This is a genomic window from Halobaculum halobium, assembly GCF_030127145.1.
In the GTDB taxonomy this organism is placed as follows: Archaea; Halobacteriota; Halobacteria; order Halobacteriales; family Haloferacaceae; genus Halobaculum; species Halobaculum halobium.
The window spans coordinates 93627-109746 of sequence record NZ_CP126158.1 but is presented as its reverse complement, the minus strand read 5'-3'; the positions used below and the strand labels follow the sequence as shown (position 1 = coordinate 109746).

The 16120-nt window shown below is 65.7% G+C and carries 15 protein-coding genes and 2 pseudogenes; 12 read left to right on the top strand and 5 right to left on the bottom strand.

The window, feature by feature from the left end:
• Positions 1-5: 5 nt before the first annotated feature.
• The 3 genes from P0Y41_RS00645 to P0Y41_RS00635 form a co-directional block, all read right to left on the bottom strand.
• Positions 6-1502 (bottom strand): replication factor C large subunit, encoded by a 1497-nt coding sequence (locus tag P0Y41_RS00645; RefSeq protein WP_284062092.1) that lies wholly within the window; start codon positions 1500-1502, stop codon positions 6-8.
• Between the two features lie 371 nt (positions 1503-1873).
• Positions 1874-2332 carry a hypothetical protein gene (locus P0Y41_RS00640; RefSeq protein WP_284062091.1) on the bottom strand — a complete coding sequence of 153 codons (459 nt, stop codon included), beginning with the start codon at positions 2330-2332 and terminating at the stop codon, positions 1874-1876.
• The gene (locus P0Y41_RS00635; RefSeq protein WP_284062090.1) at positions 2332-2922 is read right to left on the bottom strand and encodes a DUF7344 domain-containing protein; all 591 of its coding nucleotides are present in this window, start codon (positions 2920-2922) and stop codon (positions 2332-2334) included. The genes P0Y41_RS00640 and P0Y41_RS00635 overlap by 1 nt, the downstream gene beginning before the upstream one ends.
• A gap of 345 nt (positions 2923-3267) precedes the next feature.
• Between P0Y41_RS00635 and P0Y41_RS00630 the strand changes: the two genes are divergently transcribed.
• The 8 genes and pseudogenes from P0Y41_RS00630 to P0Y41_RS00595 all read left to right on the top strand — a co-directional run bounded on the left by P0Y41_RS00630 (position 3268) and on the right by P0Y41_RS00595 (position 11703).
• Positions 3268-3771 (top strand): hypothetical protein, encoded by a 504-nt coding sequence (locus P0Y41_RS00630; RefSeq protein WP_284062089.1) that lies wholly within the window; start codon positions 3268-3270, stop codon positions 3769-3771.
• Between the two features lie 387 nt (positions 3772-4158).
• On the top strand, positions 4159-4818 hold the full coding sequence (locus P0Y41_RS00625) for a hypothetical protein (RefSeq protein ID WP_284062088.1): 660 nt from the start codon (positions 4159-4161) through the stop codon (positions 4816-4818).
• Between the two features lie 467 nt (positions 4819-5285).
• The gene (locus P0Y41_RS00620) at positions 5286-5663 is read left to right on the top strand and encodes a hypothetical protein (protein ID WP_284062087.1); all 378 of its coding nucleotides are present in this window, start codon (positions 5286-5288) and stop codon (positions 5661-5663) included.
• A gap of 131 nt (positions 5664-5794) precedes the next feature.
• On the top strand, positions 5795-6658 hold the full coding sequence (locus P0Y41_RS00615) for a TatD family hydrolase (protein WP_284062086.1): 864 nt from the start codon (positions 5795-5797) through the stop codon (positions 6656-6658).
• 290 nt (positions 6659-6948) lie between these two features.
• On the top strand, positions 6949-7527 hold the full coding sequence (locus P0Y41_RS00610) for a DUF2150 family protein (RefSeq protein ID WP_284062085.1): 579 nt from the start codon (positions 6949-6951) through the stop codon (positions 7525-7527).
• A gap of 124 nt (positions 7528-7651) precedes the next feature.
• The gene (locus P0Y41_RS00605; protein ID WP_284062084.1) at positions 7652-9721 is read left to right on the top strand and encodes a hypothetical protein; all 2070 of its coding nucleotides are present in this window, start codon (positions 7652-7654) and stop codon (positions 9719-9721) included.
• A 136-nt stretch (positions 9722-9857) separates the two neighbouring features.
• Positions 9858-11194: pseudogene (gene hmgB, locus P0Y41_RS00600) on the top strand (hydroxymethylglutaryl-CoA synthase).
• A 125-nt stretch (positions 11195-11319) separates the two neighbouring features.
• Positions 11320-11703 carry a thioredoxin family protein gene (locus P0Y41_RS00595; protein WP_284062083.1) on the top strand — a complete coding sequence of 128 codons (384 nt, stop codon included), beginning with the start codon at positions 11320-11322 and terminating at the stop codon, positions 11701-11703.
• Positions 11704-11734: 31 nt separating this feature from the next.
• Here the strand turns inward: P0Y41_RS00595 and P0Y41_RS00590 are convergent.
• A pseudogene (locus tag P0Y41_RS00590) lies at positions 11735-12453 on the bottom strand (helix-turn-helix domain-containing protein).
• Between the two features lie 147 nt (positions 12454-12600).
• Between P0Y41_RS00590 and P0Y41_RS00585 the strand changes: the two are divergent.
• Together P0Y41_RS00585 and P0Y41_RS00580 are read left to right on the top strand one after the other, a co-directional pair.
• A complete protein-coding gene (locus P0Y41_RS00585) occupies positions 12601-13221 on the top strand; it encodes a metal-dependent hydrolase (protein ID WP_284062081.1) in 621 nt (206 codons plus the stop codon).
• A 64-nt stretch (positions 13222-13285) separates the two neighbouring features.
• Entirely contained in the window at positions 13286-13804 is a 519-nt protein-coding gene (locus tag P0Y41_RS00580; protein ID WP_284062080.1) for a GNAT family N-acetyltransferase, read from the top strand.
• A 37-nt stretch (positions 13805-13841) separates the two neighbouring features.
• Here the strand turns inward: P0Y41_RS00580 and P0Y41_RS00575 are convergent, their stop codons facing one another.
• A complete protein-coding gene (locus P0Y41_RS00575) occupies positions 13842-14465 on the bottom strand; it encodes a DUF7978 family protein (RefSeq protein ID WP_284062079.1) in 624 nt (207 codons plus the stop codon).
• A 90-nt stretch (positions 14466-14555) separates the two neighbouring features.
• Here P0Y41_RS00575 and P0Y41_RS00570 point away from each other — a divergent pair, with 90 nt between their 5' ends.
• Together P0Y41_RS00570 and P0Y41_RS00565 are read left to right on the top strand one after the other, a co-directional pair.
• Positions 14556-15752 (top strand): metal-dependent hydrolase family protein, encoded by a 1197-nt coding sequence (locus P0Y41_RS00570; protein ID WP_284062078.1) that lies wholly within the window; start codon positions 14556-14558, stop codon positions 15750-15752.
• A gap of 75 nt (positions 15753-15827) precedes the next feature.
• Positions 15828-16088: a glutathione S-transferase N-terminal domain-containing protein gene (locus tag P0Y41_RS00565; RefSeq protein ID WP_284062077.1), complete on the top strand. Its 261-nt coding sequence runs from the start codon at positions 15828-15830 to the stop codon at positions 16086-16088.
• The last annotated feature ends 32 nt before the right edge of the window (positions 16089-16120 follow it).

Sequence of the window (16120 nt, the reverse complement as noted above, 5' to 3'; positions counted from 1 at the left end):
CTGAACTACATGAAGTCCGACAGTCCGGACTGGCCGTCGTCCTCCTCGGCGGCCTCGGGGTCCGCGTCGCGCGCAGCGTCGTCCCCTTGCTCCTCCCCGTCGTCGCCGGTGTCGGCGAGACTCGTCTGCCCGTCGTCGCCGGCGGTCCCGTCGTCGGCGTCCGCGTCGGCTTCAGCCTCCGTGCTCGGCGCGACGCCCGCGAACGCGCCGCCGGAGTGTTCCTCCATGCGCTCGGCCCGCAGCTCCTCGGCGTCCTCGACGACGGACTGCACCTTGTTCGTCGTCTCGCCCGACCCCGTGACGAACGAGACGTGCGCTTCGTCGAGCTCGTAGGCGGCGGCCATCTCGACCGTCAGATCGCGGGGCTTGCAGTGGTGCGTCATCGCCTGGAGGTACGGGAGGACGGCGCGGCGAGCGGTGTCCATCGAGAAGCCGCCGCGCTCGGCGATGGCGCGCACCACGTCGTCGCTCGTGTTCGACGTGGAGTGGTAGAACTGCGGGCGGCCCCACCGCGTCCACCCGCCCTTGGTGCCGTCGCGGGCGGCGGCGACGCCCGCCGAGAGGTTGTCGCCGGCGTAGCGCCAGTAGGAGTAGTTCTGGCTCGCCCACACGCGGCCGAGCCACACGTCCGCGTCGGCCAAGTGGTCGTACGCGCGGGTCGCCTCCTCCGCGTCGTACACCTTCAGCATGTTGTCCTCGATCCACTTCGTCAGGTCGTCGGGAGTCTCGTCCACGTCGTAGCTGGACTGGAGCGCCTCGCGGGCGGAGGTTCCCTCTTTGAGCACCAGATCGAGGAACGGGAAGATCCCCATCGAGCGGTCGCGGTCGCCGGTGATCACGTCCTCAAGCGTGAGGTGTGCTCTCCCGTCGGCGACCGCCTGCAGGTCGTTGACGGCGCCGCGGAGGTCGCCGTCGTTCCGCTCGGCGATGCGGTCGAGCGCGTCAGAGTCGAACTCGATCCCCTCCTTGCGACAGACGTCGCGGAGGACGGGCACGATGGAGCGTTTGCCCACGTCGCGGAACTCGACGTCCTGCGTCGCATTCCGGAGGCCGCGACTCATCTCGTAGTACTCGTTGGCGATGAGGACCACCGGCTGGCCGGCGTTCTTCACTAACTCTGTTACTGCGCTCTTGCCCCCGCGGTCGTAGTTCCCGTGGATGTTGTCGGCCTCGTCGAGGATGACGAGTTGGCGGCCGCCGGTGTCGTCGCCACCGGAGGAGCCGCTGAGCGTCGCGTTGTTGGCGGCGCGGCCCGCGTACCGCTCGATCACGTCGGCGGTGCGCTGATCTGAGGCGTTCAACTCGACCGTCTCCCAGCCCATGTCGGCCGCCAGCGCGTGCGCCGCGGAGGTCTTCCCGACGCCGGGCGACCCGTGCACCACGAGTCCCTCTCGGTGGTCGTCCCACGTGTCGGCCCACTCGCGGACTCCCTTCACCGCCTTGTCGTTGCCCCGGAGCTCCGAAAGCGAGGACGGGCGGTACCTCTCCGTCCAGTCGGTCATTACTGGTGGGAGGAACGAGCCGCGTTTAGTGGTTGCGGAGGCACCACGGGAACGGTCGACGAGCACTCCAGATCGCTGCGGGCGGACCGCCGTCGGCCGGTCAGCGCGGCGTCGGGTCGTCGAACGACCCACAGCGAGCCTCCGGTACCCGTCCGCCGTGATCGTCCTTCGGTGAACGGTCGAACGGGCACTCGCCGTCGACGATTGTTCTGCCCACGACCGGCGAGACGATCGTCACGGACACCCAACTCGTCCACCGGCCCCACGCGTTCTTCGAAACGGTGAGTTCGATCACCGGGCCGTCTCTCAGAACCGAAGAACTTGCAGATCGGATACCCGAACGGGGCGAAACCCACAGGCCCCGACTCCGTTCACCGACACTCGACGCGGACGGTTCGGGAGGCCGCGAACCGGAGCCCGCCGTCACCCTCCGCCTCGATGTCGAGCGTCACCGACTGCGCCGCAGTGCTGTTGTCACACTGGACGTCCGCGGTGACCGCACCCGCGTCACCCTCGCCGAGCGTCCCCGGCGGCTCGACGTTCTCCAGCACCGGATACCCGTCGGGATCCCCGACGGAGACGTCCACGTCGACCGCCCGCGGGAACCGGTTGGTGAACACGGCGAGCGTCTCGCCCTCGCTGACGTTGCCGGCGACCGACACCGTCTCGCGGTCGATGCCGAAGTACCCCCGGTCGTCACCGACCTCGTTCACCGTGACGGGGCGGTCTGCCGCGACGGAGACGAAAGCACCAGTCTGCGTGGTCGCGAGGACAGCCACGGCGAGTGCGGCGAGTGCGGCGAACGCGGTGACCCTCCACGCGCTGCCCATCACTTCCGCACCTCGGGCGGCCTCGTGGTGCTCCCGAGCCGGAGTCGGGAGTAGTTGAAGTACGTGTGGGCCCCCGCCGAGACGAGGACGGCCACACAGAATCCGATCCCGATACCAAGATCGGGGACCAGCGACGCGGCGCCGACATCAAATTCCGTGAGCGAGATCGCGAGGACGCCGAACGCCGAGACGCCGAGGTAGTAGAGGCTCCAGGGGACGTCGGCCCCCGGAACGACGTCGAGATAGACTTCGAGGTCGGCCGCCCCGTCGGTAAGGACGACCGTCTCGCGGCCCGAGTCGTACTCGACGAACCCCTCGTCGTCCATCTTCGGGAGGTGGTGCTGGTGGAGGGCTGTCTTCACGCGCTTCGTCTCGGCCGAGGAGAGCTCGCGGATCGATTTGCCGTTCTCCCAGGCCGCGACGTGTTCCGCGAGTTCCCGAAGATAGACTCGTCTGCGATGTCGCTTCAGAAAGTGAAAGACAAACCGGCGACGCCGGTTGCTCAGTATCTCGAACACCTCGTCTTCTGTGAGGTGTCTGTTTTCGTTGTGCTGTTCTCCCCCTGTGAGTGCGATGGTCTCGTCGAACATTCTACCCTCCAGCCTGACACCGATTCGGACCCCGTGAGTCGGCTATCGATACACCATCTTAGTTAGACATGTGACAGTTCTATGGAATGATCAGCTTTCCAGTCTCCGGTCTGCCTGGGTAGAGAACCGGCGGTCGCTAAGGCCGGGCTATCGAACCGTTATCGCTCTTTGCGTGGCGTGGACCGGCCCTGCAGGCCCGAAACTAGTCTCTTCGAATTGCCGGGTGTGTATACCAAACCGGTGCCCTTCCGATGGGGTCTCCGAACACGCCCCCATCCGACCCCGACGGAGCACAGCTCCCGGGGTCGCTGGCCGGGCCGGGCGTGTACGGGGGTTCGACGAATCATGAACCGACGGAGTATGATCGCGGGTATCGGATCGATCGCCGCCGCGGGGGCGGCCGTAACAGGAATGGGTGCGTTCCAGAGCGTCGAGGCCGACCGGCAGGTGACTATCTCGGTCACCGGCGACGCCACCGCCTATCTGGGACTCAGTTCGGACAACGAGTTCATCAACAACGACAACGGGGGGACGAGCACGCTGACCCTTGATCTGGGATCGGCAGGCGCGTCGAACACGGGCGGGAGCGGGCTCAACAACGAGTCGGTCACCACCTTCAGAGCGGTCAACGTCGCCAACAACGGCGAAGACGACGCCACGCTGACGAGCGTGGAGACCGACGATTTATCGAGCGACGTCAGCGCCTCGCTCGTGAGCGCCGTCGAGATCAGTCCGGGGAACATGGCGAACGACGTCATCGAGTTCACCGTCGACACGCGCGGGAGCGTTTCGACGAACGCCGGCTCCGTGACGTTGGTGGCGGAGGACTCCGACGGAGCGCAGAGCTAACATCCGAACATCCGAGATTTTTCACTCACTCCTGCCGGACAGACTCACGCGTATACCAGTCGCCTCACTTTAGTGTAGGGCGGCGGATGTGGGAACCATCGTGGTTTCGGGACTAGTTTGAAACGATCTCCTCAACGAGCAGACGAGTGGGCACCGTCGCGTCTCTGTTCGGCCGCTTCTTCTGTGACGTGGGGTAGTATCTCGGAGTTACTGTTCAAAAAGAGCCTTTTCTAGGAGCTTCGTCTCTCTACAGTCTCGCAGTCTGATTCTCTATTCTGACCGCAGTGTATTCCAAAGACAGTGGCTGTCATGGGTGAGAACGAGCACGTCGCGGGGTGCCCGGTGTGGTTCGGGTCATCCCAGCCGGCGTGCACGAGGAACGAAACCATGGAACGACGGAAGTTCATGATCGGTGTGGGATCGCTCGCCGCCGGTGGGGCGGCTGCAATAAGTACTGGTGCATTTACTAGCGTAAGTGCTACACGCAGTGTGTCAGTGACTGTCACGGGAGACGCTCAAGCCTATCTTAGCTTAGAATCTCAGGGTTCACGTGCAACGCAGGCGGGCAATGGAGAATTGGAACTAGATTTCTCAAGTTCTGGAAACGGTGCTTCTGGACTCAATCCAGATGCTAGAACGGCGTTCCTAAACGTTTTCTCAATTTCAAATCAAGGCGAAGATGATGTTGTTATTGGAATCGTCAAATCAGATTCGGCATATGAGGATCCAAGCATGGCTCCCAGTCTTATTGCTGACGTAGATGGTATCGATACAGCCTACGTTTATAACGAACCGGAAACCGGGCCCGGAACCGGCGGCTCAGGTCTTTCGGCATCCGGAGGAGGAACAGGGGTTATAAATATCGACTCAGGCGGGAGAGTAATTCTCAAATCTCGTGGAAATGTCTTCAACGCGATCCGCCTATCACCAGGAGAAAGTGTATTCGTTGACTTCACATTTATTACTAATAACCAATTAGGAAATTTCTCCGCAAAAATGCCGATCGTCGCGGTACAGCCAGGTTCCAGCAGAGACGAAACCACATAATTGTTACATCTGTACGGCGCACGCTTGATCGACGGCGGGTTCACACTGATGATCGTCAATTGTCCGATGTTTTTTAAGATCATGCCCGATAGTGCACAGGAGTACGACATCGTGAGCCGAGGCTTCAGTCCTGATGGCCGACGATAACCCCAAGAGACAACTCGAGATCCCTGAGACAACTGGTCGCAAAGGGGCATTCATCTCGGTCGCTAGTATCTTCTGTCCGCGGACGAGTGCACCAGGCTCTTCCATAGTCCACTCAGAATACGTTCGAGAGGGTTAACTCATCTAACTTTCAGGTCTGATTCTCAGCAGGCTATTCTTAAATCTCTTCGTGGCGACGTTTCGATTATTCCGGGCGCCTGCTGGGGGGGCGCCCACTCCCAGCGATGCCCACGCAAGACCCCACACACGGATGGAAATCGGCTGACAGAGCCGTTACGCCGGTGATCGCGACCGTCACGATGGTGGCGATCTCGGTCGTACTCGCGGCGGTGCTCGGCGCCGCGATGCTCGGCCTCCCGGGTGGACTCGGTGCAGGTCCGCCGTCGGTGACGGTCGACTTCACTTACCGGACGGTCGGGAACAACTACGAAGTGACTGCCAGCATCCACGGCGGCGAAACCGTTACCAAGCAGAACACGGGCAATCTGACGCTCGTCGCCGACAGCGGGCACGAGCGCGCCGCGCTGAAGACGCGCTACCCGCTCACCGGCGGCGACAGCATCGTCCTCTCGTCGGAGACGGAGGGACCTGTCCCGCCCGGAACCGACGTCCGTCTCGTCTGGACCGATCCTGACGAGCGGGCTTCTGTCGTGATCGCGCGCGGGCGGACACCGTTTTGAAGCGGGGGACTGCTCGACAGGTGTCTTTGAGCCGAATGTACGGCGTGCCGCGACCGGCTCAGAGACGACACGGCTGACTCAAACCGATCGCGGCCCGCAGGGTTTTCGAGCGCCGGCGCGCAACCGCGACCATGAGCGAGGATCTTGGGACGCCCGTGCTCGACAACCACCTCCACCTCGACCCCGAGCACGGTCGGGGTATGGCCGCCGTCGACGATTTCGCCCGGCTGGGCGGCACGCACCTGATCGTCGTCAACAAGCCCTCCTGGCACCTCGGACCGGTTCCGTCCGACGCCGAAGCGTTCCGGTCGGTGTTCGAGACGACGATCGAGGCAACCCGCGAGGCGAGCGAGCGGCTCCGCGGCCGCGCGTGGCCTGTCCTCGGCGTCCATCCGGGCCTGGTATCCCGACTCGTCGACGACGAGGGGTACGACCCCGCTGCGGCGCGGGACTTGATGCGGGAGGGTCTCGCGATTGCCGCGGAGTTCGTCGACGAGGGGCGCGCGCTCGGACTGAAGTCAGGTCGCCCGCACTACGACGTGTCTGACGCCGTCTGGGACGCCTCGAACGCGGTGATGCGCCGCGCGTTCGAACACGGCGCCGAGCTGAACTGCGCGGTGCAGCTCCACAGCGAGGCCAGCGAGGACCTCACCGAACTCGCCGAGTGGGCGGTCGACGCAGGGATGGAACCCACGCAGGTCGTGAAACACTACGCGTCTGGGCGGCTGGCCGGACCGACGCCGAGCGTGATGTGCGAGAAAGACTGGCTGCGGACGGCCGCCGAGCGCGGCGAGCCGTTCGTGATGGAGACGGACTTCGTCGACGACCCGGAGAAGCCGGGGATGGTGCTTGGACCGAAGACAGTTCCGCGGCGCGTTCGGTGGCTGCTCGACGAAGGATACGACGACGCGGTGGCGACTGCTCACGTCGAGACGCCGCGGGCGGTCTACGACATCGACACCGAGGCGACGCTCTCGGAGTCGGCGTCGGAGTAACGCCGGTCCCGTCCGCGACCGCGATCGGAAGTTCGACCGCGTCGTGGACGAAGATGATTGGAAGTCGGATGCCGTTGGTGTGATTCGAGCGTGGCCGTCGTGATGTGGACGCGGTCATCGTGAACTGGACACGGCTGTGCGATCCAAACGCCGTGACCGCGGCAACTATGACCGCGTTCTGAGCCTGAGAGTGACACGCCAGATCCACCGCGATCCGTGTGACACGCCCCCGATCGCCGGGCGTTCGGGGAGAAGAAAGGCATATCAAGACAGGCCGAAACCGTGTGGGTATGAGCGAATCCGAGGAGACGTTCTACACCGCCGACCGGTGGCAGAACTGGCTCGACCGCGTGGCGGAAGAAGACCTCGATCCCGAAAACGAGGACTCCGCCCGGTTGCTGCTCAATCTTCAGGACGACACCGCGATCGCGATCGCGAAGATCCTCGCAGCATACGACGACGACCGGCTGAGTGAACAAGAGGCGACCGACGAGATCGCCGACATCCGCGACATCGTGCTGGAAGACGTCGACATCGCGGACGAGGAGAAGGCGATGCTGATCGACGGCGTCCAGACGAGTCAGGTGTGCGTGTTCTACGCCGCCGAGGAGTACGTCGTCGGCGGCGCCGCAGACGAGGGAACCGTCGCCGAGTACGTCGAGGCCGCCGCGGCCGCGGAGGCAGAGGAGGACGTCGACGCCGCCCTCGGCTACCTCGTCCAGGCCGGCACCCGAATCATCGACGGCGACGAGCTGCCGCTGGACCTCGTCGAGGACCTCGAATACGGCTTCGTCTCCGAGTGGGTCAACGGGCTCGACTCGCTGCAGTCGGCGATGGCCGACCCCGAAGTCGTCGAGGAAGACGAATAGGGACCGCCTACGTGGCGGCGTCCGAACTGATAGCCGGTCCCGCACGCTTATCACCGCCCTCCGGCTACACGGGTCCATGACTGGCCGGGGGGACGGGAACGGAACGCGTGATCGCGCCGTCACGGTGCAAATCGGCGCGGTGATCCTCTTCGGATTCCTGATCGTCGCCCTCTCGACGTACCAGGCGACGGTCGTCCCGGACCAGAATCGCGAAGTCGAGTTTCTTCACAACCAGGAGGTCCAGACTGACATGGTCGAGTTGTCGGCCAGCGTCGCCGCGACCGGACGGACCGGGAGCGCCGCGCCGGCGACGGTGAAACTCGGGACGCGCTACCCCAGTCGGACGTTCTTCGTGAATCCGCCGCCGGCGTCGGGGAGACTCTCGACGGTTCCGCCTCCCGATAACGAGAACGCCTCGCTGGAGAACGTCAACGTGACGAGTTCCGTCGGCAACGAGGCGAACGACTATTGGACCGATGGGGCAAACCGGAACAAATCCACGCGATTCGTCGTCTACGAACCGCGATACAGCAACTACCGCGAGGCGCCGGCCACGCGCTACGAGTCCGGTATCACGTTCAATCGGTTCTCAAACGGGGCGAACCTCACGCTGACGGATCAACGCGTCGTCGAGGACGACCGAATCACTCTCGTCGCCGTGTCGGGCGATCTCCGACGGAACGGCGTCTCGACGGTATCGGTCGACCCGGAGGCGGTGAGTACGATATCTCGGCGCGAGCGCGTTTCAGGAGAGCTGAACGTCACAATCCCGACGACCCTGAATGCGACGCGTTGGGATGAGCTGTTGTCTGACGAGATCGATGATGGGTGGGTGAACGACACGCACCAAACCGGGCCGAACCGCGTGACGATCGAACTGAACGACTCCCGGACGTACTCGCTCGGCATCGCGGCGGTACATCTCGGATCGGGTGACGCTCCCGACCGGTCCGCGGCGTATCTCGACGTGGAGCAGCGCCCCTCACAGATGACTGAAGGGACGACCCGCGAGGTTGTTCTGGAGGTTCGCGACCAGTTCGGGAATCCCGTCTCCGGGAAGGCTGTCACCGGCTACGCACCGGAAGGGTCGTTCGTGGGCGGTACCACGGCGACGGTGCGAACCGACGATGACGGACGGGCGGTCTTCGAATACACCGCCGGGGGTGATGATGCGGCCCTGAACTTCACGTTCGTGGACGGGAAGAACCCAGGAGACAGCGGGTTCGATGCCTCGATGCCCGAAAACGCGAACATAACTGTTGACATCTCGGCGCCGACAGCCGGAACCGGTGGCTCCGGCTCTCCGCTCGCGGTGGTTGGCACCGCGACAGCATTCGACGCCGATGGCGACTCAACTCCAGGCGGCGTCTCGCTAACCGTCCGCAACACCGGGAACACGAGTGTCGACATCACGGCTGTGACGGTGATACCCGAAGACATCCGGTTCAATGGCCTCTCCGACGAGATCGCCGGCGAAGGGAAAGAACAAAGCGAACTATACGTCGAGTCGTCGACACAGAGCGGGTACGTCGACGTCGAACTGACGCCCGACCAATATACATACGTGAGCGGTCGTGGACGGTCTCTATCACTCATCGAACCGCGAACGGAGCGGGCGTTGAACACCAACACCGGGGGTTTGGAAGACGTCTCGACCGTCGTCGGCAGTGGGATGGTCGAAGTCAGGGGGCAGACGAACACAACGGTGGAGTTCGCTGAGTTCTATCTCGTCGGCGAGAACAGTGCGACCGAACAGAACATGTCCGATAGGGATGTTCGGATCGTCGTCGCTTATATGTCAAACGATGGGGCAAAACGAACCGCGGAGTTCCTCGTTCACACAGCACCGCCGGGCAGCGCCGGTGGCGGCGGAGGGAGTGGAAGCGGTAGTTCACAGACGAGTTTCACGGGCACTTCAGTTACCGACAATACTGGCTCAAACGGGAAACAAACTGACTTCGACATTAGCTATTCCGTTAATAACACTGACTTTGAAAACGTGACTATTACGGTGGTAAACTCTGATTCGGGAGTTCAAGAAGGACAGTACACGTCGGTTGCGCAGAGCGATACGTACTCTTTCAATGATGATAACAGTAATAAACAGACATATGATATTGTTTTCCGGATATACGCATCAGATGGAACCATAGAGGACGAAGTGACCATCACCGAGAAATCGGGGGCAGGATAATGAGAATTGCGAAGACAGGGTTGGCAGCTTCTCGAGGGAAATCTTCCTGAGAAGACCGTTTTACTAAACACTATTTCGACGATCGACGTATTCGACCATCGACAGACCTACAACCCGGTTCTCCGTACGGCCGTCCATGACAGCAGTGGGCATCGACGCGATCGAGATCTGGACGGGGAAGCTCCAACTCGACCTCCCCGGAACGTTCGCGCCGGCGAAAGGTGAGGACCCCGGGAAGTACACGAAGGGCCTCGGGCTGGAGACCTCCTCGTTCCCGGACGCTTACGAGGACATCGTCACGATGGGCGCGAACGCGGCCAAGCGCCTGATGGACCGCAAGGACCTGGACCCGCAGGACATCGGGCGCATCGACGTGGCCACCGAGTCGGCGTTCGACAACTCCAAGCCCGTCTCCACGTACATCGCCGGCTGCCTGGAGCAGGTGTACGAGGGCGACTTCCACCACGCGAACAAGGGCGAGCGCAAGTTCGCCTGCGTCGCGGGCACCCAGTCGATCGACGACGCGTACAACTGGATCAAGGCGGGGCGCAACCGCGGTCGCGCGGCGCTGGTCATCGCCACCGACACGGCGCTGTACGCCCGCGGCGACCCCGGCGAGGCGACCCAGGGCGCCGGCGCGGTCGCGATGCTCATCGACGAGAATCCGTCGGTCGTCGAACTCTCGACCGAGCAGGGGTACGGGAGCGCCGACGAGACGGACTTCCTGAAGCCGAACCAGCAGTTCCCCTCCGTCGACGGCAAGCGCTCGATGCAGGTGTACCTCGCTCGCATGCGCGAGGCGCTGACCGACTTCGAGTCGGTGGCGTGGGACGCCCACCCCGACGACTTCGCGTACGTCCCGTTCCACACGCCCTTCCCGGGCATGGTCCGCAAGGCGGGGCTGCTCGGCTACCGGCACATGATCCGCGACACCGAGATCGAAGACGCCCTCGAGGGTCGCATCGGTCGCCAGCCCCGCGAGGAGGACTTCGACGACTGGGACAGCTATGAGGAAGCCATCCGGGCGTACATGGACGACCTGAAGGAGACCGAGGAGTACCAGTCGTGGTACGCCGAGACGATCGACCCCACGCTGAACATCTCGCGACGCGTCGGGAACTGGTACACCGGCTCGGTCCACATCGCTCGCACCTCGGCGCTGCGTCACGCAGCCGAGAACGACATCGATCTCGAAGGCCAGAAGCTCCTCGTCGCGTCGTACGGTTCCGGCGCGCAAGCGGAGATCCACGCGGAGACCGTCGCCGACGGCTGGCGCGAGGAGATCGACGCGGCCAATCTCGAGGACCAACTCCAGCGGCGCTACGACCTCTCGTACGACGAGTACGAACAAGTGCACGACCGCCACAACCACGACATGGACGTGGAACTGGAGGAATTCACTCAGCCAGAGGGGAGTTCGTGTTCACCGGCTGGGGCCGGATGAGCGAGCGGAAGTACGACTACGTCGAGTGAGCCCAGTCGCCGTCGGCTGACGGGACGTGCTCCGCCCGCGTGATCGGCTCCGCCCTCGCCGCCGCCGGTGCGCGGATCGCGCACTCGTGTACAACGGCTTTACTGCCGGCGGCCGATGAAACCGTATGAGCGACACCTCCCCCGCCGGCGGGTCCGCCGACGCGACACACAGACCCCGGAACGTCGACGCCCACGAGTTCCCCGGGGCACTTCGCGACGCCGTCGCCGAGTCGGATCTCGTCCTCGTCGACTTCTACACGAACGGCTGTTCGATCTGCCAGAGCATCGAACCGGTGCTTGGCGGCGTCGCGCGCAACGCCGCGGTGCCGATCCTGCTGGTGAACCCGCGCGACGACCCGCAGCTCGTGAGCGACCACACGATCCGGTCGGTGCCGACGCTGGCGCTGTTCGAAGCCGATGACGACGGTGATCCGGTGGAAGTCGGTCGGCTCGCGGACGGGTTCGTCGGCGCCGACCGCCTCGCCGAGTTCGTCGAGTCACACCGGTAGTCGTTCCGACGTGGCTGGCGCCTCGCCCTGCTTACAGCGACCGAAGTTCCTCCAGCGCCGGCTCCAGATCCGCCGTCGACACCGCGAGCGAGAACCCGTCGACCTGCGCGAGCGCGGCGGCGTGGTCCCACAGTGCCTCCTCGTCAAGGCCGTGGAGGATCACCGCGTTCGGCGTCGGCGTCACCACCCTGAGCGCGACCAGCGGTGACTCTCCGCGGGTGACGCCGGTGAACACGAGCGCGCGGTCGGTCGACTGGCCGTACAGGCGGTAGAACTCCTCGGAGGACAGCGACGTGATCGCCTCGATGGAGTTGATCACGGTGTGACCGTTGACCGTGTCGCGCTCGCCGGATGCGACCTCGGTGGCGTCGAGCGCCTCGTACACGCGTTCGGTCGGGATCGCGGCGGGATACTCGCGGATGTCGCGGACGATGTCTGACTCGAAGCCCGCCGAGACGACGCGGGCGAACTGCCGGATGCGCGATCCGCCGCGCGACTCGTCGATGTCGAGCAGTCCCCGGACGACCCGAGAGACGAGGCCGATCCCGGGGGACTCCCGGCGCCCGCTCTCGTAGTCGGAGACGACCGACGAGGACACGTCCATCCGATCGGCCAGTTCCGTCTGGGAGACGTCGAAGTCCGTGCGCCACTTTCGCAGCGTCGCACCCGGGTCCCGGGAGAGTGTGATCTCCCCGCGATTCGGCGGGCGAGGCGCGAGCGCGCCTCCCCGTGGTCCTCGCCCACAGTCATATCCGGCAGGTCGGTTCACCCGAGTGTAAGGGTGTCGGAGCGGCCGGCCCGCTCGACGGGAGCGACGCGGTGCCCACCGGTTCGCGACCGGCCCTTGGCCCGCCGACCGCCGAAACGGCCATGCCACCGCGAGCCATGGCTCACCCCGTGCCCTCGACGCTCGTTCACCTGGCGCTGGCCGGATTGCTCGCTGCGGCGCTGCTGCGCGGGTCGACGTTCGGTCGGCGCGCGGTCGGAGTCGTCCTCCTGGCGACGGTCCTCCCGGATCTGGACTCGTTCGTCTCGCCGTTCCTCGCGGGCGCACACCGCTCGCTCGGGCACAACGCCTTGATCCCGGTCGTACTCCTCGGCGCACTCGCGTACGACACCCGCGTCCGCGACCGATCGTGGCTCCGCACCAGAGTCGGCGCCGCCGGGCCGGAGGTGGCGTGGGTCGCGCTTGCGGGCTTTGCCGTGGCCGGGGTCGGCCTCGACTACGTCGCCAACGGCGTCAACCTGTTCTGGCCGGTCCACGACCAGTTCTACGCGCTCAACGGCCGCGCCGGGCTGTCGAACCAGCGCGGCTTCTTCCAGACGTTCGTCGAACTCGCTCCCGAGGAGGTGCGCACGACCGAGAACCTCCACTACTCGACGGGCGTCGATCCCTCGCCGGGGGAGGAACCGGAGAACGTCGAGCGCGTGTTTCCGCTGGTGTGGGCGGGGTGGCAGCTCCTGCTCGTGGCGACGAGCGCCGCCGTGCTCGCGGTCCGGTTCGCGCGCCGCGAGTGAGGGCGGGTCCTCCGTGGATCGCCGCCACCGGCGCCTTGATTCGATCGGCCGCGGACTCCCGGGTATGGACGAGACTGCCGATCACGGGGCGACTGTCCGGCCGTACGACGCCGGCGACGCCGACGCGCTGTGGGCGCTGAAGCGCGGCTTCGAGACGGGGTTGGGCGCCGGCACCGGCGGCGACGAGAAGGCGGCGACCTACGAGGCGAAGCTGACCGACGAGTATCGCCGCCGCTGGCTCGACTGGGTCGAGCGCTGCGTCGACGAACAGGCGGCGACGGTGACCGTCGCCGACGCGGGCGACCCGAGCGGGGAGCTCGTCGGCTACGTGTTCGTCCTCCCGGAGTCGCTCTCGTTCGTCTGGGACGCCGCGGTGCTCAACGAGGTGTACCTCCGCCCCGAGTTCCGCGGAACCGGCGTCGCCGACGATCTAATGGACGCGGCGCTGGCGACCGCCGGCGAGCAGGACCTCCCGCTGGACAGGATGGTGCTCGACGTGGACCGAGCGAACGACCGGGCTCGGGCGTTCTACGAGCGGTACGGCTTCGAGCACTGGGGCGAGCTGATCGCTCGCGACCTCTGAACCGGGCCGGCGCTGAATCGGCGAGTCCGAGACCCGCTCACGCCGAGCGCACGGCCGACGCGAGGGCCCCGCCGACGCTGCCGAAGACGGCGGGATAGACGAGGCCGGCAAGCAACGCTCCCGTGACGTAGTCCGGGTGGACGCTCCCCGCGTCGCCGACCCCGTACGCGAACAGGACGGTACCGACGACCGCGAGCGCGAAGTACGCGGGGACGACGCCGAGGGCGGCCAGCGCGCCGTCGGTCGGGTCAGAACTGTCGTTGATCGCGGCGACGGCGGCGCCGGCCAGCAGCAGCGCGACCGGCGGCACCGCGTACAGATACGCCAGGTTCGCATCGGCGCTCGCCAGCAGGTCCGACGAACGCGTCCCGCCGCCGAACGTCGGCGACACGACGCTCACGAAGTGCGCGTTGTAGAAGTACCAGCCGACGCCCTGCCACGCGGCGACCGGGTCGCCGCCGAACAGGCTCGCGAGGAAGTTCAGCCCCGAGAGCCGGTCGCGCATCGCGCCCGCCTGGGTCACGTACGTCACGAGGTACCCGAGGAGGTACGCGCCCAGCCCCGCGACCGCGCCGGCGCCGAACGAGACCCGATCACCGACGCCCGCTGCGTTCGATCTGTCAGTTCCCATCGCTCCCGAAGACGTCTGTGCATCCCCCATGCACCAGCCGACGACTCGCCGAAATAAACCCGTTGTGGCCGCGCCGACGGATCCGCAACGCTCTTTCGACGTCCCGACCGACCGAGAAACATGCTTCTGCGGGACGCGACGTTGGTCGACGTTGCCGGCATTCGTGGCGGGGACCTTCGGGTGGCCGACGGGCGCATCGAGGGCGTCGGCGACCTGGAGCCCGGCGGCGACGAAGCCGTCGTCGACCTCCGAGGGCGGACCGTCCTCCCGGGACTGGTCGACGCGCACGTCCACTTTTCGCTGTCTGGCGAGCGAACCGTCGGGGACGTGGTCGGCATGAGCGACGCGGAACTCGCCCTGGTGGAGGCGCGAAACGCCCGCAAGACGCTCGAAGCCGGCGTCACCGGCGCCCGTGTGATGGGCGCGCGCGACGTGGACGTGCACGTTCGCGACCGCATCGCGACCGGCGACATCCCGGGACCGCAGACGGTGGCGAACTGCCGGTCGATCACGGCCACCGGCGGCCACGGCCACCACCTCGGCCGCGAAATCACCGGCGACGACGACGCCCGACGGGCCGTCCGCGAGCAGGCGGCCCGCGGCGCGGACTTCATCAAGTTCATGGTGACCGGCGGGGTCACGACGCCCGGCAGCGACCCCGGCGCCGTCGCGCTCACCGACGCCGAAGTCGAGGCGATCGTCGACGAAGCGCACCGGCGCGGACTCCACACGGCGACGCACGCCCACGGCACCGATGGCGTGAAGGCGGCCGTCGCCGCCGGCGTCGACACCGTCGAACACGGAACGCTCCTCGACGACGAGGCGATCGACATGCTCGTCAGCGAGGACGTGACGCTCGTGCCGACGCTGTCGGCGCCCCACCACATCGTCCGCAACGTCGACGCCGTGACCGAGGAGGACCGCACGCAGACCGAGGCGGTGTACGAGCGCCACCTCGACTCGTTCCGCCGCGCTGTCGACGCGGGCGTCCGGGTCGCCGGCGGCACCGACGCGGGAACGCCGTTCAACATGCACGGCGCCAACGCGGCGGAAGTGCGTTTCATGAGCGAGCACGGACTGGAGCCGTTCGACGCGATCGTCGCGATGACCGCGACCGCCGCCGAGGCCGTCGGGCTCGACGGACAGGGGACTCTCGACCCGGGCACGCACGCGGACCTGCTGGTGCTCGAGTCGGACCCGACCGAGGACGTCACGGCGCTTCACGACCCCGGGGTAGTCCTCAAGGCCGGGGCGGTCGTCGCGGGTGGAGATGTGCGGACGAAACGAGCGCTCGCGGACGCGTCCGACGACCACTAGCAGCGACTCGTCTCCGCGCTCCCGACGCACACCTCGGCGGAGTTTAAGTCGGCGGCGACGGTACGGAGGGATGTAATGTCTGAACTCGTTCTGTACGAACTCGAAGGCTGCCCCTACTGCGCGAAAGTGACGAACAAGCTGGCCGAGTTGGGGCTCGAATACGACTCGATCATGGTGCCCGGGTCGCACGCCGAGCGCACCGAAGTGAAGGAGGTGTCCGGCCAGACCGGCGTGCCGGTCCTCGTCGACGAGGCGCACGGCGTCGAGGGGATGCCCGAGTCAGACGACATCGTCCAGTACCTCGAAGAGACGTACGGCGACGGCGCGGGCGCGTAAGTTCGGCGCCCCGACCGATCGTTCGACCACGT